Annotated in this window: 21 protein-coding genes; 16 read left to right on the top strand and 5 right to left on the bottom strand. The window is 67.6% G+C overall.

Translation table 11 applies throughout. The features are described from left to right. The first annotated feature begins 65 nt into the window (after positions 1–65). The 10 genes from WDJ57_RS12660 (at position 66) to WDJ57_RS12615 (ending at position 8,994) form a co-directional block, all read left to right on the top strand. Positions 66–611: a hypothetical protein gene (locus tag WDJ57_RS12660; protein WP_338901182.1), complete on the top strand. Its 546-nt coding sequence runs from the start codon at positions 66–68 to the stop codon at positions 609–611. A 60-nt stretch (positions 612–671) separates the two neighbouring features. Beyond that, positions 672–1,652 (top strand): lipoyl synthase, encoded by a 981-nt coding sequence (lipA, locus tag WDJ57_RS12655; RefSeq protein ID WP_338901181.1) that lies wholly within the window; start codon positions 672–674, stop codon positions 1,650–1,652. Between the two features lie 146 nt (positions 1,653–1,798). Further along, positions 1,799–2,923 (top strand): pyruvate dehydrogenase (acetyl-transferring) E1 component subunit alpha, encoded by a 1,125-nt coding sequence (gene pdhA, locus WDJ57_RS12650; RefSeq protein ID WP_338906294.1) that lies wholly within the window; start codon positions 1,799–1,801, stop codon positions 2,921–2,923. Beyond that, positions 2,920–3,924 (top strand): alpha-ketoacid dehydrogenase subunit beta, encoded by a 1,005-nt coding sequence (locus WDJ57_RS12645; RefSeq protein WP_338901180.1) that lies wholly within the window; start codon positions 2,920–2,922, stop codon positions 3,922–3,924. The genes pdhA and WDJ57_RS12645 overlap by 4 nt, the downstream gene beginning before the upstream one ends. A gap of 2 nt (positions 3,925–3,926) precedes the next feature. Continuing rightward, positions 3,927–5,552, top strand: a complete 1,626-nt coding sequence (locus WDJ57_RS12640; protein ID WP_338901179.1) for a dihydrolipoamide acetyltransferase family protein — start codon at positions 3,927–3,929, stop codon at positions 5,550–5,552. A gap of 52 nt (positions 5,553–5,604) precedes the next feature. Further along, positions 5,605–6,030 carry a cyclic nucleotide-binding/CBS domain-containing protein gene (locus WDJ57_RS12635; RefSeq protein ID WP_338901178.1) on the top strand — a complete coding sequence of 142 codons (426 nt, stop codon included), beginning with the start codon at positions 5,605–5,607 and terminating at the stop codon, positions 6,028–6,030. A 32-nt stretch (positions 6,031–6,062) separates the two neighbouring features. Next, positions 6,063–7,478, top strand: coding sequence for a dihydrolipoyl dehydrogenase (gene lpdA / locus WDJ57_RS12630; protein WP_338901177.1), 1,416 nt, complete (start codon positions 6,063–6,065; stop codon positions 7,476–7,478). A gap of 2 nt (positions 7,479–7,480) precedes the next feature. Then, entirely contained in the window at positions 7,481–7,927 is a 447-nt protein-coding gene (locus tag WDJ57_RS12625; RefSeq protein ID WP_338901176.1) for a DUF2085 domain-containing protein, read from the top strand. A gap of 77 nt (positions 7,928–8,004) precedes the next feature. Further along, positions 8,005–8,439 (top strand): TM2 domain-containing protein, encoded by a 435-nt coding sequence (locus WDJ57_RS12620; protein ID WP_338901175.1) that lies wholly within the window; start codon positions 8,005–8,007, stop codon positions 8,437–8,439. Between the two features lie 120 nt (positions 8,440–8,559). After that, positions 8,560–8,994, top strand: coding sequence for a hypothetical protein (locus WDJ57_RS12615; RefSeq protein WP_338901174.1), 435 nt, complete (start codon positions 8,560–8,562; stop codon positions 8,992–8,994). 1 nt (position 8,995) lies between these two features. Here the strand turns inward: WDJ57_RS12615 and phaC are convergent, their stop codons facing one another. Further along, positions 8,996–10,327 carry a class III poly(R)-hydroxyalkanoic acid synthase subunit PhaC gene (gene phaC / locus WDJ57_RS12610; RefSeq protein WP_380629713.1) on the bottom strand — a complete coding sequence of 444 codons (1,332 nt, stop codon included), beginning with the start codon at positions 10,325–10,327 and terminating at the stop codon, positions 8,996–8,998. A 244-nt stretch (positions 10,328–10,571) separates the two neighbouring features. Continuing rightward, the gene (hisH, locus tag WDJ57_RS12605; protein WP_338901173.1) at positions 10,572–11,222 is read right to left on the bottom strand and encodes an imidazole glycerol phosphate synthase subunit HisH; all 651 of its coding nucleotides are present in this window, start codon (positions 11,220–11,222) and stop codon (positions 10,572–10,574) included. A 226-nt stretch (positions 11,223–11,448) separates the two neighbouring features. On the opposite strand from hisH, the gene phnD reads away from it, so the two are divergent. From phnD to WDJ57_RS12590, 3 genes are all read left to right on the top strand, one after another. Further along, a complete protein-coding gene (gene phnD, locus WDJ57_RS12600; protein ID WP_338901172.1) occupies positions 11,449–12,468 on the top strand; it encodes a phosphate/phosphite/phosphonate ABC transporter substrate-binding protein in 1,020 nt (339 codons plus the stop codon). A gap of 66 nt (positions 12,469–12,534) precedes the next feature. Continuing rightward, positions 12,535–13,347: a phosphonate ABC transporter ATP-binding protein gene (locus WDJ57_RS12595; protein ID WP_338901171.1), complete on the top strand. Its 813-nt coding sequence runs from the start codon at positions 12,535–12,537 to the stop codon at positions 13,345–13,347. Then, on the top strand, positions 13,347–14,417 hold the full coding sequence (locus WDJ57_RS12590; protein ID WP_338901170.1) for a PhnE/PtxC family ABC transporter permease: 1,071 nt from the start codon (positions 13,347–13,349) through the stop codon (positions 14,415–14,417). The genes WDJ57_RS12595 and WDJ57_RS12590 overlap by 1 nt, the downstream gene beginning before the upstream one ends. Here the strand turns inward: WDJ57_RS12590 and WDJ57_RS12585 are convergent. From WDJ57_RS12585 to WDJ57_RS12575, 3 genes are read right to left on the bottom strand one after another with little or no spacing between them, the layout of a single operon-like run. Next, positions 14,414–14,998: a uracil-DNA glycosylase gene (locus WDJ57_RS12585; protein ID WP_338906292.1), complete on the bottom strand. Its 585-nt coding sequence runs from the start codon at positions 14,996–14,998 to the stop codon at positions 14,414–14,416. The genes WDJ57_RS12590 and WDJ57_RS12585 overlap by 4 nt on opposite strands. A 55-nt stretch (positions 14,999–15,053) precedes the next feature. Beyond that, a complete protein-coding gene (locus tag WDJ57_RS12580; RefSeq protein WP_338901169.1) occupies positions 15,054–15,626 on the bottom strand; it encodes a DUF99 family protein in 573 nt (190 codons plus the stop codon). Between the two features lie 2 nt (positions 15,627–15,628). Next, positions 15,629–15,808, bottom strand: coding sequence for a DUF5786 family protein (locus WDJ57_RS12575; protein WP_338901168.1), 180 nt, complete (start codon positions 15,806–15,808; stop codon positions 15,629–15,631). Positions 15,809–16,006: 198 nt separating this feature from the next. On the opposite strand from WDJ57_RS12575, the gene WDJ57_RS12570 reads away from it, so the two are divergent. From WDJ57_RS12570 to WDJ57_RS12560, 3 genes are all read left to right on the top strand, one after another. After that, entirely contained in the window at positions 16,007–16,444 is a 438-nt protein-coding gene (locus tag WDJ57_RS12570) for an Hsp20/alpha crystallin family protein (protein ID WP_338901167.1), read from the top strand. 68 nt (positions 16,445–16,512) lie between these two features. Further along, entirely contained in the window at positions 16,513–17,139 is a 627-nt protein-coding gene (locus tag WDJ57_RS12565; RefSeq protein WP_338901166.1) for an MBL fold metallo-hydrolase, read from the top strand. A 227-nt stretch (positions 17,140–17,366) separates the two neighbouring features. Beyond that, positions 17,367–17,519 (top strand): hypothetical protein, encoded by a 153-nt coding sequence (locus WDJ57_RS12560; RefSeq protein ID WP_338901165.1) that lies wholly within the window; start codon positions 17,367–17,369, stop codon positions 17,517–17,519. Positions 17,520–17,823 lie beyond the last annotated feature (304 nt).

Below are 17,823 nucleotides of genomic sequence, written 5' to 3'. Positions count from 1 at the left end.
AAGTACCTTTTGGAGCCGAGAACCCATCGCGAACGCTTTTCACGAGCAGGCGAGACGTATCACGCATGCAACTGGTCGACGCCCTCCACCCTCGCCGGGCGCTGGTCCTCCCGGCGGCCACGGTCGCGGCCCCGCTCGCCTACTTCGTCCTCCGGGACGCGGGCAGGAGCGGCAGCCTCGGACTCGATCACGCGGCGCTGCTCTGTGGCTCGCTGGTCGCCGGCTACCTCGCGGCCGCCGGACTCTGTTCGGTCCTCGACGGCGAGCGAATCGCGGGCGCCCACTGGCTCGCGGACCGCGCGGTCCACCCCGGGACTGCGACGCTCGCGGTCTTCGGGTCGGTCGTCCTCGGCGCGGGTGCGTACCTCGTCGCCGCGATGGCTGGCGGCGTGCCGTCGATCGTGTCGACGCTGGTGACCCCCGTCGGCACTCTCCTCGGCCTGCCGCTGGTCGTCCTGTACGGCGGGCTGGTCGTCGTCGGCAACGCCGTCGGGTTCGAACCGGCCCTCGCGTGGCAGGCCGCCGTCGTGGGTGTCGGCGTCGCGCTGTCGGTCCTCTGGACGTTCGCGCTGTGTGCCAGCCTCACGCGCCTGGTCGCTCCGAGTGAGTGAGTCCCGGCGACCGACGACCCGGTCCGCAGGCTTTAGTCCGCGGGCCCCCTTGCTCCGACAATGAGTCGGTCCCGCAAGCCGGAGTGGCTGAAGATGCGCCCGCCGTCGGGCCAGCGCTTCACCCACATCAAGCAGTCCCTGCGCGACCGCGACCTGAACACGGTCTGCGAGGAGGCCAACTGTCCGAACATGGGAGAGTGCTGGTCGGGAGGCGCGAACGCGCCTCCGGATGCCGAGGCGGCGTCTGCCGCCGAGGAGGGACGAGACGGCCCCGGCACGGCCACGTTCATGCTGATGGGCGACCGCTGCTCGCGGGGCTGTAACTTCTGCGACGTCGAGACCGGCGGGATGGACCCGCTGGACCCCGAGGAACCCGACAACGTCGCCGACGCCGTCGCCGATATCGGCCTCGACTACGTCGTGCTCACGAGCGTCGACCGCGACGACCTGCCCGACCAGGGCGCGGGCCACTTCGCCGAGACCGTCCGGGCCATCAAACGCCGCAACGCCGACGTGATGGTCGAAGCGCTCATCCCCGACTTCCAGGGCGACAGTTCCCTCGTAGGCAAAGTCATCGACGCCGGGCCGGACGTCCTCGCCCACAACGTCGAGACCGTCGAGCGGTTGCAGTGGCCGGTGCGTGACCGCCGCGCGGGCTACGAGCAGTCGCTGTCCGTCCTGCGCCAGATTGCCACGGAAAGCGACGCCTACGCCAAGACCAGCATCATGCTCGGCGTCGGCGAGTACGACCACGAGGTCTACCAGACGCTGGCCGACCTCCGGTCGGTCGGCGTCGATATCGTGACGCTGGGCCAGTACCTCCAGCCCTCCCGCTCGCACCTGGAAGTCTCGGAGTACATCCACCCCGACGCCTTCGACACCTGGCAGCGCGTCGCCGAGGAGGAACTGGACTTCCTGTACTGTGCCTCGGGGCCGATGGTCCGCTCGTCGTACCGCGCCGGCGAACTGTTCGTCGAAGCGCTCGAACGCGACGGGCTCTCCGCCGATACCGCCCGCCAGCGCGCCCGCTCCGGCGACTGACGGACGGTCAGTTTGGTCGCCGTCGGGCGGGGAAAAGCCCACATCCGTCAGCGTGCGCACCGGTGCGAGGTGGCCCGACCCGCGAAAACCATATACCGACGCCGGGTGATGTTCTAACACATGTCAGTATCAGGTAGGTGGTTCTTCTGAGTACCCTCCAGCGCGACCCGGACGACCGCATCCGCATCCTGGACGAGGACGGCCAGGTGAGCGACGGCGCGACAGTTCCCGACCTCTCCGACGACGAGTTCGTCGAGATGTACCGGGACCTGAAGCTCGGCCGGCACTTCGACCAGCGGGCGGTCAGCCTCCAGCGCCAGGGCCGGATGGGAACCTATCCGCCGCTGTCCGGCCAGGAGGGCGCGCAGGTCGGCAGCGCCCACGCGCTGGCCGAGGAGGACTGGGTGTTCCCGAGCTATCGCGAGCACATCGTCGGCTACGTGCTCGGCTGGCCGCTGGAGGACATCCTGCTGTACTGGATGGGCAGCCCGGAGGGCAACGTCGCACCCGAGCGCGTCAACATGTTCACCGTCTCCGTGCCCATCGCCACGCAGGTCCCCCACGCGACGGGCGCGGCCTGGGCGTCGAAACTCAAGGGCGAGGACCGCGGGTTCCTCTGTTACTTCGGCGACGGGGCCACCTCCGAGGGAGATTTCCACGAGGGAATGAACTTCGCGGGCGTGTTCGACGTCCCCGCCGTCTTCTTCTGTAACAACAACCAGTGGGCAATCTCGGTCCCCCGCGAACGGCAGTCCGCCAGCGCGACGCTGGCACAGAAGGCCTACGCCTACGGCTTCGAGGGCGTCCAGGTCGACGGGATGGACCCGCTGGCGGTCTACCAGGTCACACGGGACGCAATCGAGAAGGCAAAGAGCGGCAGCGGCGCGAACGAGGCGCTCGGGTCGGCGACGCGGCCGACGCTCATCGAGGCCGTTCAGTACCGCTTCGGGGCCCACACCACGGCGGACGACCCCTCGGTCTACCGCGACGACGAGGAGGTCGAACGCTGGAAGCGCAAGGACCCCATCCCGCGCATGGAGCAGTTCCTGCGCGACCGGGGCCTGCTCGACGACGAGCGCGTCGACGCAATCGAGACGGACGTCCAGGACGAGGTCGCCGACGCCATCGAAGCCGCCGAGGCCACAGAGCGGCCCGGCCCGGAGGAGATGTTCGCACACGTCTACGCGGACATGCCCCGGCGGCTGCAGGAGCAACTGGACTACCTGGAACGGCTACGAGCCGACCACGGCGACGAGGTGCTACTGGAATGAGCGAGACGACAGCCGAAACCGAGACGCAGAGTCTGACGCTGGTGCAGGCGGTGCGGGACGGCCTGTACGGCGAACTCGAACGCGACGACGACGTGGTGGTGATGGGCGAGGACGTCGGCGAGAACGGCGGGGTCTTCCGCGCGACGCAGGGCCTCATCGAGGAGTTCGGCGACCAGCGCATCATCGACACGCCGCTGGCCGAGTCCGGCATCGTCGGTACCGCCGTCGGGATGGCCGCCTACGGCCTCCGTCCCGTCCCCGAAATCCAGTTCATGGGGTTCATCTACCCCGCCTTCGACCAGATTATCAGCCACGCAGCGCGCCTGCGCACCCGGAGCCGCGGGCGGTTCACCTGTCCCCTGACCATCCGCGCGCCCTACGGCGGCGGCATCCGCGCGCCGGAGCACCACTCCGAGTCGACGGAGGCCTTCTTCGCCCACCAGCCCGGCCTGAAGGTCGTCATCCCGTCGACGCCGCGGGACACGAAGGGGCTGCTGGCGGCGTCCATCCGCGACCCCGACCCCGTCGTCTTCCTCGAACCGAAGCTCATCTACCGGGCGTTCCGCGAGGACGTGCCGGACGAGACCTACACCGTCGACCTGGGCGAGGCCGCCGTCCGCCGGGAGGGGAGCGACGTGTCCCTGTTCACCTGGGGCGCGATGACCCGACCCACGATGGAGGCCGCCGAGAACCTCGCCGGAGAGGGCATCGACTGCGAGGTGGTCGACCTCCGGACGCTCTCGCCGCTGGACGAGGAGACCATCAAAGAATCGTTCAAGAAGACTGGCCGCGCCGTCGTCGTCCACGAGGCCCCGAAGTCGGGCGGTCTGGCCGGCGAGATAATCGCCACCATCCAGGAGGACGTCCTGCTGTACCAGGAGGCGCCCATCGGCCGCGTGACGGGGTTCGACGTCCCCTTCCCGCTGTACGCGCTGGAGGACTACTACCTCCCCGAGGCGGCGCGCATCGAGGACCAGATTCGCGAGACGGTGGACTTCTAGCGATGTTCGAGTTCAAACTCCCGGACGTGGGCGAGGGCGTCGCCGAGGGCGAACTCGTCCGCTGGCTGGTCGAACCCGGCGACACCGTGGCGGAGGACGAGGTGCTGGCGGAGGTCGAGACCGACAAGGCCGTCGTCGACCTGCCCGCGCCGAAGGCCGGCACAATCGTCGAACTCCACGCCGAGGCGGGTGAGGTCGTGCCCGTCGGCGACGTCGTGGTCACCATCGACACCGGCGACGGCGACGGGGAGTCGGAACCCGGTGCGGACGAGACCGCCCCGGAGCCCGAGAGCGAGCGGCAGGCGGCGGCGAGCGAGAACGGCGAGACACCGGAGTCGAGTGCGAAGGGCGGACGCGTCTTCGCCCCGCCGAACGTCCGACGGCTGGCCCGTGAACTCGGCGTCGACGTCGCAAGCGTCGCCGGCTCCGGACCGGGCGGGCGCGTCACCGAGGGCGACGTCCGCGACGCCGCCAGCAGAGGCGGCTCCGACGACGCCGACGTCGCCTCCGCGGTCAGCAGCGTCGATACGGACAGCGAGACCGACGAGAGCGAGGGGCCGACGTCCGCAATCCAGCGGGTGAGCGACGACAGCGACCAGCTACAGCCCAAATCCGCCGTCTCGAAGCGGACAGCTACCCACGAGGGCACCGAAGCCACAGAGCGCGAGCGGACGCTGGCCGCGCCGGCCACGCGGCGGCTGGCAGCGGAGGAAGGGGTCGACCTCGACGCCGTGCCGACGGAGACGACCCGCGACGGCGAAGCGTTCGTCGAGCCGGGTGACGTGCGGGCCTACGCCGAGGCACAGCAGGCAGCCCAGCAGGCCGACGCGGCGGCGGTCGGTGAGGCCACAGCGAGCGCTACAGAGGTCGAGGAGGGCCCGGACGCCGGCAGCGCGACGGCGGACACGGAACGCGTTACGACGGCAGAAGGCGACGTGACGCGGGAGCCCTACCGCGGCATCCGGCGGACCATCGGCCAGCACATGGAGGAGTCGGTCTACACCGCGCCACACGTCAGCCACCACGACACGGCCGTCGTCGAGGAGTTGGTCGAGACCCGTGCGGAGCTGAAACCGCGGGCCGAGGAGCGGGGCATCTCGCTGACCTACCTCCCCTTCGTCGTGAAGGCCGTCGTCGCCGGCCTACAGCAGTTCCCGGTGCTCAACACCAGCCTCGACGAGGACAGCGAGGAAGTCGTCTACAAGCACTACTACAACGTCGGCGTCGCGACGGCCACCGACGCCGGGCTGATGGTGCCGGTCGTCGAGAACGTCGACGAGAAGGGTATCCTGGAGATAGCCGCGGAGATAGGGGACCTGACCGAGCGCGCCCGCGAGCGCGACCTCGACCGCGAGGAGATGCAGGGCGGGACCTTCTCCGTCACCAACTTCGGAGCCATCGGCGGCGAGTACGCCACGCCCATCATCAACTACCCCGAGACGGCGATTCTCGGCCTGGGGAGTCTCCAGCAACGGCCCGTCGTGGCGGACGGCGAGGTCGTCGCCCGCCACACCCTGCCGCTGTCGCTGTCCATCGACCACCGGGTCATCGACGGGGCGGAGGCCGCGCAGTTCGTCAACACCGTCATCGAGTACCTGGAAGACCCGCGACTGCTGCTGCTAGAGTAGACCGCTCGAAATTCGGCGATAGAGCTATGCTGGCAGCCGGTAAGGGTGAGTCATGATTCCCGTCGATGTAGCCACGGCGATGACGACACCCGTCCGCACTATCGGGGCGGACCGGACGATGGTGGCGGCTGCGCAAGCGCTGCGCGAGGCTGCCATCGGCGCACTGGTCGTCGTCGACGACGGCGAACTCGTCGGCATCCTCACCGAGTCCAGCATCATCACGGTCGTCACCGGCGGGCGGGACCTGGAGACGGCGACGGTCGCGGACTGCATGGTGGCACCGGTCGTCACGATTCGAAGCGACGAGACCGTCGTCGCCGCCGGCGAGCGGATGCGCGAGCACTCCGTGCGCCGGATGCCGGTCGTCGAGGACGGCGACCTCGTCGGTATCGTGACGACGACGGACCTCGCGTACTACCTGCCGCGGCTCCGGACGACGATTCGCTGGGAGCGCCAGCAGGCCCGGCCGCCGGGATAGACTGAAGTCCCTGCCCCCGCCAGACTGTAGCAATGGTCGTTGGTGACGTAACTACGGGGACGGAGGTACTGGTCGTCGGCGGCGGACCGGGCGGATACGTCGCCGCCATCCGCGCCGCACAACTGGACCTCGACGTGACGCTCGTCGAGATGGACGCCTACGGCGGCACCTGTCTCAACCACGGTTGCATTCCTTCGAAGGCATTCGTCTCCGCGACGGACGTCGCCCACCGGGCCGGCAACGCGGAGTCGATGGGCGTCTACGCCGACCCCGCGGTGGACATGCAGGGGATGGTCACCTGGAAAGACCGGCTGGTCCGCCGCCTGACGAAGGGCGTCGAGTCGCTGTGTGAGAACGCCGGCGTGAACCTCGTCGAGGGCCGTGCGGAGTTCGCGAGCCACGAGAAGGCCCGCGTCGTCCAGGACGCCGAGGGCCAGGGCGCCGAGAGCATCGAGTTCGAGCACGCCGTCATCGCGACGGGGAGCCGGCCAGTCGAGATTCCGAACTTCGCCTTCGACGGCGAGCGCGTGCTGTCCTCCCGGGACGCACTCGCGCTGGAGTCGGTCCCGGAGAGTCTCGCCGTCGTCGGCGCGGGCTACATCGGGATGGAACTGGCGACGGTCTTCCAGAAGCTGGGGACCGACGTCACCGTGCTGGAACAACTGGACGACGCCCTGCCGGGCTACGAGGACGACGTGACGGAGGTCGTCCGCGAGCGAGCGGCGGACCTCGGCGTCGAGTTCCACTTCGGCGAGACCGCACAGGACTACGAGGCGACCGGCGACGGGCTGACCGTCCTGACCGAGGACGCCGACGGGGAGACGCAGGCCTACGACGCCGAGCGGTGTCTGGTCGCGGTCGGTCGCCAGCCGGTGACGGACACGCTGAACGTCGACGCCGCCGGCATCGAGACGGACGACCGGGGGTTCGTCGAGACGGACGACCGGGCGCGGACGAGCCACGACCACATCTTCGCCGTCGGGGACGTGGCCGGAGAGCCGATGCTGGCCCACAAGGCCTTCCGCGAGGGCGAGGTCGCCGCGGAGGTCGTCGCCGGGCGGGCGTCGGCGCTGGACTACCAGGCCATGCCCGCCGCAGTCTTCACCGACCCCGAAATCGGGACCGTCGGGATGACCGAGGCCGAAGCCGAGGACGCCGGCTTCGACCCCGCCGTCGGGCAGATGCCGCTGCGCGCGTCCGGCCGGGCGCTCACGCTCGACGAGCGCGAGGGGTTCGTCCGCGTCGTCGCCGACGGGGACAGCGGCTTCGTGCTGGGTGCGCAAATCGTCGCCCCCGAGGCCTCCGAACTGGTGGCCGAAGTCGCACTGGCCATCGAGATGGGGGCGACGCTGGAGGACGTGGCCGCCACGGTCCACATCCACCCGACCCTCTCCGAAGCGGTCCACGAGGCCGTCAAGGGCGCGGCCGGTCACTCGATACACTACTGACGATGGCCGTCGACTGGGGGGAGGTCCGGCGCGGACTCGCGATGGCTCGCCCGTTCCTGCTGTCCCACCACCTGCCGGAGGACTACGACCGCTGTTACGCCCCGGTGATTCGGGGGCGGACGGTTCGGGTGTGTGCCCGCTGTGCCGGTATCTATCCCGGAATCCTCGCGGGCGTGTGGGCTATCTTTGCAGCGCCAGCACTCCCGAGTCACCTCCTTCTCGTCGCCGTCCTGCCGGCACCCGCGCTCGTCGACTGGAGCCTGAGCGCGTTCACGTCCCGAGAGGGGTCGAATCCGGGACGGACCGCCACCGGGGTGCTCCTCGGATACGGCTACGGGCTCGGGCTTGGCCACCTGTTCGTCCGCGGAACCCTCCCCGTGGTCGCCGTCGGTCTCGGCTACGCGGTGCTGGCCGCGGGTCTCCTGTGGTATCACGACCGGCAGGCGTGAGAGGACTGGCTCGTCCCGCGAGCCGGGAACCGTCGCGGCCCCAGATTTACCACGCCAGCGCGAGACGTTTCAGTACCGTGAAATACTGCATCAACTGTGGGGAGCAAATCGCCGACGACGCCGAGGTGTGTCCGGAGTGTGGCGTGAACCAGTCGACGCGACTCGAAGGCGGCTACAGGGGCCGCGGGGAACACGAGAAGTACTGTGTCGACTGCGGGGCGCTCGTCCACAAGCAGGCGGAGCTGTGTCCGGAGTGTGGCGTCGAACAGCCGTCGCGGGGGTCGCTTCGTGACTCCGAGCAGGTGGTCGCCGGACTGCTCGCTATCTTGCTCGGCGGCCTCGGCGTCCACAAGTTCTACCAGGGGAACATGCGAAACGGCGTCCTCTACCTGTGTTTCTTCTGGACGGCGATTCCGGCGATTCTCGGGCTGATAGAGGGGATTCTGATGTTGCTCGCGGACGAGGCGGAGTACGAGCAGAAGTGGGCCGACGGGACCATCCTGGGCCGATAGCAGGCAGTTCCTGAAACGGCATCGCTGGCCGCGCGTCTCCGTACGACCGGCGCGTGACCGCCAGCGCGGCGTCCCGTGAGACGGTGCGTTTATTCGCCCGGCGCGAGGACTCCCGACGAGATGGAACGAACAACCGCCCTGAACGCTGCCCTCCTCCTCGGTGGCGTCGTCCTCCTGGTCGTCCCGCTCGCAGTAGGTCCGAACGTCCCGCCGGACCGCGTCGAGTTCTACGTCGAAGGTGACTGGTCTGACCAGCAAGGTCAGCAGAACCTCGCCTACGCCGACCTCTCGCCGGCCGAACAGGCGACCTTCGACCGCGCGCTGGAACAGTCCAGTCCCGTCAACTACACCGTCGCCGAGGCACCCGAGGGCCTGACGCCGCCGGCGAACCGCATCGACGTCTACAACGTCCGCTACGAGGAGTCGTGGTACCTCCTCCAGGTCAAGCACCTGACCAACAGCGCCGACTTCCTGACGCAGGTGTTCCCGCGGCTGGTCCTGGGGATGGGCGGCATCCTCGTCGGCCTGGCCGCCGGTTTCCGTGAGTTCGCCTGAGTCAGGCGACCTGCGCCAGCCAGTCCTCGGTCCGCGAGGTGTACGTCCCGGCGATGTCGGCGAGTTCCTCCGGGTCGTGTTGCTGGAGGTCGGCGGTCGTCTCGATGCCGGCCTCGCCGAGGCGCTGTGCGAAGGTCGGTCCGATACCCCGGATGGATTCGAGCGCGACGGCCGCCGTCGCGGTGTCGCCCGCCGCCCCGTCGGATGCCGGGGTGCCGCCGGCCTCGCCCGCAGCGGCCCGCTCGGCGTCGCGGCTCGCGTCGCGCTCGGCGAACCACTCGCAGACGTCCGGCCAGAGGTTCTCGTGGGCCTTCGAGGAGACGGAGATGCCGATGTGTCCCGCGGGGAACTCGACGACGCGCTGGTCCTCGCTCCCGATGACGTCGTTGAACGGCTTGCTCGACGCCGCGGGGACGATGTGGTCGTACTCGCCGACTATCTGCTGGACCGGCATCTCGATGTCCCCGAGGTCGATGGGGACCCCGCCCAGTTCGTACTCGCCGTCGACCAGCTGGTTGTCCTTGTAGATGTCGTTGATGAACTCGCGGTAGGTCTCGCCGGCCACGTCGACGCCGTCCCATATCCACAGCTCCATCCGCGCGAAGTTGCGCACGAAGTCGGTGTCCTCGATGTTCTCGTAGAGGTTGACGTACTTCGTGAGGTACTGGTCGATGGGGTCCATCATCGAGAACTCGGCGGCCAGCAGTTCCGCGGGGAGGTTCCCCAGCGCGTCGACGGTCGTGTCCGGGTCGTAGTGGTTCGCCCACCGTTCGAGGATGCCACCGCTGCCGTCGAAGGCAAGTGGCATCGCCATCACCGACAGCGTCCGGACCTTCTCCGGGTACTGCGTGGCGTACATGGCCGACATCGTTCCGCCCATGCAGTAGCCCAGCAGGTGGACGTCCTCGACGTCCGAGTACTCCTGGACGGCCTGGACGCAGTTGTCGATGTAGCGGTTCACGTAGTCGTCGAGCGTCAGCGTCCGGTCGAGGATGGAGGGTTCCCCCCAGTCGACGAGGTAGACCTCGAAGCCCGCGTCGAGGAGGTGGCGGATGACGCTACGGTCGGGCTGGAGGTCGAGGATGTACGGGCGGTTGACGAGCGCGTAGACGATGAAGATGGGCGTCTCGTGGCGCTTCTCGTCGGGCTCGTAGCGGTGGAGTTCGAGTTTGTTCTCGGCGTGGACCACCTCGCTGTCGGTGTGGCCGACGTCGACGGTCAGCAGTTCCACGAACTGCTCCGGCGTGACCTCGGCCTTCTCGACGGCCTCGGCCATCAGTTCCCAGGTGCGACGCTGCGCGTCGACGGCCGCGGTCAGCTGGCTCGTGTTCACCGCGACCACCCCCCGGTCGTCGCGGGCCACGGTGGCCGCTGACGGTGCCCTCCCGCGTCGAAACAGACCCGGCTCGCTGTCATGGGCGGACAGTTGGACGAGCAGGACAATAGTAGTGGGTGTTCCTTCACCGCCTGCGATAGGACTCACAGGCGCTGTCTGTCGGTTTTCACCGCGAGAAGTCACTCGCTACTCCCGTGTGAAACAGAGTCACGGGGAGTCACAGGACGGGACGGACGCGGCCCTACTGTTCGGCACAGATGTCGACGAAGTTCCGCAGGATGCGCAGCCCCGTCTCGCCCGATTTCTCCGGGTGGAACTGGGTGCCAAAGACGTTGCCGGCCTCGTTGGCGACGATGCTGGGGAAGTCGAGGCTGTAGTCGGTCGTCGCCACGACGGCGTCGGGGTCCTCCGGGTCGGCGTAGTAGGAGTGGACGAAGTATGCGTACTCGCCGTCTACCCCCTCGACGAGCGGGTGCTCGCGCCGGACGTTCAGTTCGTTCCAGCCCATCTGTGGCACCTTCACGTCGTCCGGGAAGCGGACGTTCGTGCCGGGGATGAGGTCCAGGCCCTCCGCGTCGCCCTCGCCCGCGTGGTCGGCCTCCTCGCTCGTCGTCAGGAGCATCTGCATCCCGAGACAGATGCCAAAGAGGGGCGTCCCGGCCTCGGCCTCCTCGACCAGGGTCTCGCGGAACGGGCCGGCGTTCTCCATCCCCTCGCTGAACGCGCCCACCCCGGGCAGGACGATGCCGTCGGCGTCGCGCAACGCCGCCGGGTCGTCGGATATCTCCACGCCGGCGTCGGCACGTTCGAGGCCGCGCGTGACGCTCCGGAGGTTCCCGAGTCCGTAGTCGACGACGACCACGTCGGCGGCCGTCTGCCGCGTCGTACTCATGAGAGCGCGTACGCGCGGGCGCACTAAGTGCGTTCGGGTCGGGCCACCGCTTGCGCCACTGCCCGTCGGCGACCGACCCCGGAAGCCGGCTGGAGTGAACGAAAAACACCAGACGTAACGAGTATCGTTCAAGTATATATAGACTATATATAGATATATGTGAGTATGTTATAAATGTGGGAGAACATATGAACGCTTTACTTTGTTTTTTGTTTAATCAAACTGTATGCGTTCCAGACGAACGTTCCTGAAGGGAGTCGGTGCAATCGGTGGAATTGGTGTACTTGCCGGGTGTTCAGGTGATTCGAACGACGGGGGCAGCGGTGACGGCTCCGACGGGTCGAGCGGGTCAGGTGGCGACAACTCCACGGACGGTGGGTCCGGGTCCGATGGGTCCGACAGCAAGGCCTACGTGGACAACAAGATCAAGTTCCTGATGTCGCCCTCCGAACCGCAGGACCAGCTCCGGGCGCAGTACACGCCCATCAAGGAGCGCCTGGATAGCTACGTCGACGCCGTGGACACCGTCGAGATGCAGTACGCCGCCAACTACTCGGCGACGCTGACCGCGCTGGGCACGGGCACCGGCGACATCGCCGAGACCGGCCCGTTCGCCGCCGCCCTGGGTGTCAACTCCGGCAACGCGGAGGTGCTCCTCCAGCGGAAGGGCTACGGCTCCTGGACGTACTCCAGTGCCATCGTGACCCGCCCCGAAACGGACATCTCGTCGCTGACCGACCTGGAGGGCAAGACGATCGGCTTCGCCGACGCGCTGTCGGCCAGTGGGTCGCTGTACCCGCTCTCGATGCTCAAGGAAGCCGGCCTCTCGGTTCCCGAGGAACCCGGCTCGCCCGCGGGCGCTGACTTCACGCCCCGGTGGTCGACCCACGCACAGGCCGCCGAGGCCCTCAAGTCCGGCAGCGTCGACGCCGCCGGCGTCGGCTACTTCATCGTCGCCAACGAGGACCGCACCGGCTTCGTCGACGGCGTCGAGCCGGTCGAGCAGGCCGAGGGGATTCCGCGCGCCCCCATCATGGTCTCGCCACAGCTCTCCGAGGACGAGAAGACGACGGTGCAGAAGGCCTTCACCGAGGCCGGGGACGAACTCTACATCGGTGCCGACGGCGAGGCTGACACCGACGACGACCTCTGGTTCAGCGACGTCCGCCCGGCGTCCCTGGAGAAGTACCAGCCAGTCATCGACAAGGCCAAGACGCTCGGCTACGGCGCCGACGTCTTCGAGTAACACTCCACACTGTAGCTTGACGAACAGCCATATTTTTACTCACAGACCAGACAAAGAGGAACTTAGATGGCCACAATAACCATCGACGGCGTCAGCAAGGTATACGGCGAGGACACCGTCGCCCTCGACGACGTCTCCTTCACCGTCGAGGACGGCGAGTTCATGGTGTTGCTCGGTCCCTCCGGCGCCGGGAAATCGACCCTCCTGCGCCTGCTGAACGGACTCGAATCACCCACATCGGGCGAAATCTACGTCGGCGACGAGGCGGTGGCAGGCACCCGGTCGGACGTGGCGATGGTGTTCCAGATGCACAACCTCGTCGAGAGCATGAGCGCGTACCGCAACGCGCTGACGGGGGCGCTCAACCGCACCGGCGTCGCCCGCAGCGTCACCACGCAGTACGGCGACGACGTCGAACGGATGGCGCTGAACGCCCTCGACACGGTCGGCCTGCTCGACGAGGCCGGGCAGCGGGCCGACAGCATGAGCGGCGGGCAGCAACAGCGCGTCGGCATCGCCCGCGCGCTCACCCAGGACCCGCAGTTGCTCCTGGCGGACGAACCCGTCGCCAGCCTCGACCCGAAGGCCGCCGAGGACGTGATGGGCTACCTGCGCGCCGCGGCCGACGAGCGCGAACTCACGACGATAACGAGCCTCCACCAGGTCAACATCGCCCGGGCGTTCGGTGAGCGCTTTATCGGCCTGCGCGACGGCGAGGTCGTCTTCGACGGCGGGAAGGACGACCTCACGATGGACGTCGTCTCCGACATCTACTACGACGAGGACGAGGTCGTGAAGACAGTCGGCCAGAGCGAGCAGGGAGACAGTTCCGTCGAGGCCGACCACCAGACCGCAAAAAGCATCGAGAGGGAGTCATAATGGCAACCGACGACGCATCAGAGCTGGCACAGAACATCGAAGACGCGCGACAGCGCCTCTGGCGCAAGCGAATGATTCGCCGGGGGCTGTACGTCACCGCGTTCCTGACGATCGTCTATCTCACGTACTTCGTCTTCCTGGACTTCCTCGGGTTCAACTTCGCCGACCTCACCACACCACGCGCACAGCGTGAGTTCAGCAGGTTCGTCGGCGGTCTCCTCCCCCCGAACTTCGAAGACCTGACGACCTACACGAAGGAAAACGAGATCAAGGGCTTCGCCGCGCTCTCGACCACGCTGTTCACCTGGGAGTTCGGCATGCTATGGGGCATCATTCCCGGCGTCTGGCCGACGCACATCATGGACACGCTGGCACAGGCGACCGCCGGAAACGGGAACGTCATCATCTCCGCGGCCTACACCACCGTCGCAGCGGGGTTCACCGGCACGGTGCTCGGCTTCCCGTTCGCGCTCCTGTTCGGTGTGCTCGGCTCGGAGCGCGTCATCCCGTTCCCCTTCAACTTCATCTTCCGCGGCACGATGTCGACCATCCGCGCCATCCCGGCCATCGTCTGGCTGCTCATCTACATCCCGATTCTCGGCATCAGCCCCGCCACGGGTGTGCTCGCCATCACGACCGACACCGTCGGGAACCTCGGCCGCCTGTTCACCGACGAACTGGAGGAGATCGACGACGGCCCCATCGAGGCCATCCGCTCGACCGGCGGGAACCGCGCGCAGGTCGTCATCTTCGGGATGCTCTCCCAGGTGACCAACTCCTTCATCGCCTGGACGCTGTACATCCTCGAAATCAACACCCGCATCGCCATCACGCTGGGCGTGCTCGGCGTCGGCGGCCTCGGGATGTACATCGACGGCCGCCTCGGCCTGCTCGAGTATCCGACCGCCGCCGCCGGTATCGTGGCGGTCATCGTCATCGTCCTCTCCATCGAACTCGTCTCCTCGCGCATCCGCGCGTACCTGCGCCCGGGCGAACAGGAAAAGCGTGGCTTCGTCGGCGCACTGCTCGACCTGTTCAACCCCGGCAAGTGGCTCGGGATGAGCCGCTAGAAGGAGCCGAGCGTCGACTGCCCGCCCTCGCCGGCGTACTCTGCGGCCGCCCGGAGCGTGTCCGCGAACGTCTCTTTCTGACTCGGGTCGTACAGCGTCGCCGCCGGGTGGACCGAGAGCATGACGCGGTAGGTCTCCCCGTCGACCGTGCAGTCGTCCACATCGCCGGCCTCGCTCGTGACGGCCACGTCACGCCCCAGCAGGTGCTCGGCCGGGACCTTCCCGAGCGTGACGACCAGTTCCGGGTCGACCCGCCGGAGTTCCGCCTCCAGGTACCCCCGGCAGTTCGCCAGTTCCTCGACGTGCGGGTCGCGGTTCTCGGGTGGCCGACACCGCACGCAGTTCGTGATGCGCACGTCCGCCCTGGCGAGACCGATCTCACGGAGGCCGTCGTCGAGTACGTCGCCGCTGCGGCCGACGAAGGGTTCGCCCTCGCGGTCCTCGTTCGCGCCGGGGGCCTCCCCGACGAACAGGAGGGCCGCGTCCGCGGGACCGACCCCGTTGACGATGCGGCTCCGGGACGCGACCAGTGCGGGACAGCGCTCGCATCCCGCCACGGTCAGCCCGTCCATACAGGCCAGGTCCTCTGCCGTGCTGTCGTCCATACCCCACGGACGCCGCGGGCGACCAAAGAAGCTACTCTCCGTCGCCGGTCAGCCGGGCGCGGAACTGCTCGGCCGCGCGGGCGGCGCTGCGGGCGACGCGGAGCGGTTCCGGCCGGCCGCCCTCGGGCGTGAACGCGCGCACGGCGTCGGCGGCCTCGGCGTCGTCGATGCCGACGCCACGGACGAACACCGTCTCGTCGTTCACGGCGACGCGCCGGCGCTCTGGCTGGGCGCGGTAGGTCGACAGCCGCCGCGCGGCCGCGTCGCCGTCGAAGGCCTCGCGAATCGCCCCCGCCAGCCCGGGGCTGTCCTCGAAAGATACCGACAGGACGGGTCGCCCGGTGGCGTCGGCGAGGGCGTGGAGGTCGACGACGTTGAACCAGGCGGGAGCGATACCGGCGACGAACAGATAGCGCACGTCCTCGCGGTCCAGCCGCTCGAAGAGCGCTTCGATGGCGGGGGTGGCGTCGGTTCCGCCGACGGTACACGTCCCGAAGACGAAGTCCTCGGTGACGCGGTCCGCCCGGACGACGGCACCGGCGAGCGTGCTGCGGTCCGCGCGATACGACTCCGCGACGCCGAGGGCGCGGACCCCGGCCTTCACGGCTACGTGTTCTCCTTGATGTCCTGCAGTCGGTCCAGCAATTCGTCGTTCGAAGCGGTGAACTCGTACTCGACTTCGCCGTCGTGTGTGTTCTCTGCAGCGTTTACACCGTCCTCGTCTTCGAGGTCAGTGTCGTACTCCTGATTTTCCTGTTCGGATTCGTCGTAACTCCCGAACCCCATACACGCGGTATTTGGGGGTTCAGACTGAAAAATCAATCGGGCAGGAGTTCGTCCACACACGGCTGCTGTCCCGAGAGCGGACAACCTGTTCAGATTCCACAAACCGGACACATACCGAGATTTTTTTACGTCTATCGAACACGTGATAGCATATTTCTCGCCAATCTTAATATTATTCTCGCCCAATACTACCTGATTATGGCTTTCAGAAACGACCCGTTCGAGCAGATGAATCGCCTCTTCGAACAGATGCGCTGGTCCATGCTGGACGAGACGCCGGCGTTCGGTTCCACATCCCGACCCCGGACCGAGGACTGGCGGACCGACACGAACCTCTCCGTCGAGCCGACCGACGACGGCTACGTCGTGATGGCCGACCTCCCCGGCTTCGAGAAGGACGACCTCACCATCAGCTTCGAGGACGGTTCCCTCACCGTCCGCGGCGAGAGCGACGTCTCCGAAGAGACCAGCCACGGCACCCGCCGTCACAGCCGACACGTCCACGAGCGCGTCCACATCGACGGCGACGTGGTGACCGACGACATCACGGCGACCTACCACAACGGCGTCCTCGAAGTCGTCGTCCCGACGGAGGAAGAACCCGCGGACGACACCCACGTCATCGACATCGAGTAGCTGCGTCGGATACTCGCACAGCCACTTTTCCACCCCAGTTTCAAGCCTGCGCAGTCCCACCCCTCGGTATGGACGTCTACAACGTCACGGCGGACGCGGACGTGTTCACCTGCAACGCCTACCTCGCGCTGGGGACAGAGCCGACGCTGGTCGACGCCGGCGCGATGGACGGCGTCGTCGACACGATACGGGAACACACAGACGACCTTTCGAAGGTGGTGGTGACCCACCAGCACAGCGACCACGTCGCGCAACTGGATGCCGTCGTCGAGGCCTTCGACGCGGACTGTTACGCCTACGCCGACCACCCCGTGCGGACGCACGAACTCGCGGACGGGGACACCGTGACGGTCGGTTCGGAGGCGTGTGACGTCGTGTACACGCCAGGCCACGGCGACGACCACGTCTCGCTCGTGAGCGAGTCGTCGCTGTTCTCCGGGGACGTGGTGGTCCACAACGACGGCGCGTTCGACTACGGGAGTTTCGGTCGGACGGACTTCCCGGGGGAGAGCCACGACGGGATGAGCCGCGAGCGACTCATCGAGTCGATTCGGACGCTACTGGAGCGGATGCCCGACAGCGTCGAGTACATGTACTCCGGTCACGGCGACACGTTCCACGGCGACGTGCGCGACGTGGTGGAGACGGCCCTCTCACGGGCAGAGAAACGCGAACCGAAGTACCCGGAGGGGTGAACGGTCCGGGTGGCCGGTACGGGACGAAGTACCCGGAGGGGTGAACGGTCCGGGTGGCCGGTACGGGACGAAGTACCCGGAGGGGTGAACGGTCCGGGTGGCCGGTACGGGACGAAGTACCCGGAGGGGTGAACGGTCCGGGTGGCCGGTACGGGATTGTCGTGTGGTTGTGAGAGAGGTGGTAGTTGCGTAAGGGGGGGAACTACCGAAGTGCACACGCGCGTCGCGTGTACGGCCATGCCGTCCAGGCGGCTGAGAGCCGGAGCGACCGGGCGAGCAGCGACCCGTCGACGGACGGGCCGCGGGACATCGAGGTCGAGGACGCGCTCGCATGGCGTGGGCGCTCCGCAATCGTCTCGTCACAGACCGGGCAGTCGTAGGCGACGTGATCTCCGCGTGCCTGGACCCGCCAGTCCCCGTCCACAGGGCTCGCGTGCCCGCACGCCGGGCAAAAGAGCGTGCTCTTTCGCCCTGACGCGTCCGTCGTGGTCGACGACTGGCTGGTAACTGGTGGCATGCACGTGAAGATAGTCGCGCGACACATATAAACCCGTCGCTGATTACCATTGAATGGTTTCTAATGGTATTAACCACCAAAGATAGTCTGGGAGTGTAGGGCCGCCGCTGAGCAGGCGCTCGGCGGGGGTTCAGTCGGAAAGAGATGGAGACGCCGCTAGTGGTGCC

The sequence above is a fragment of the Salinibaculum sp. SYNS191 genome, assembly GCF_037338445.1.
In the GTDB taxonomy this organism is placed as follows: domain Archaea; phylum Halobacteriota; class Halobacteria; order Halobacteriales; family Haloarculaceae; genus Salinibaculum; species Salinibaculum marinum.
Note: the sequence above shows the minus strand (reverse complement) of the source record. Positions and strands in the feature narration are given on the sequence as shown.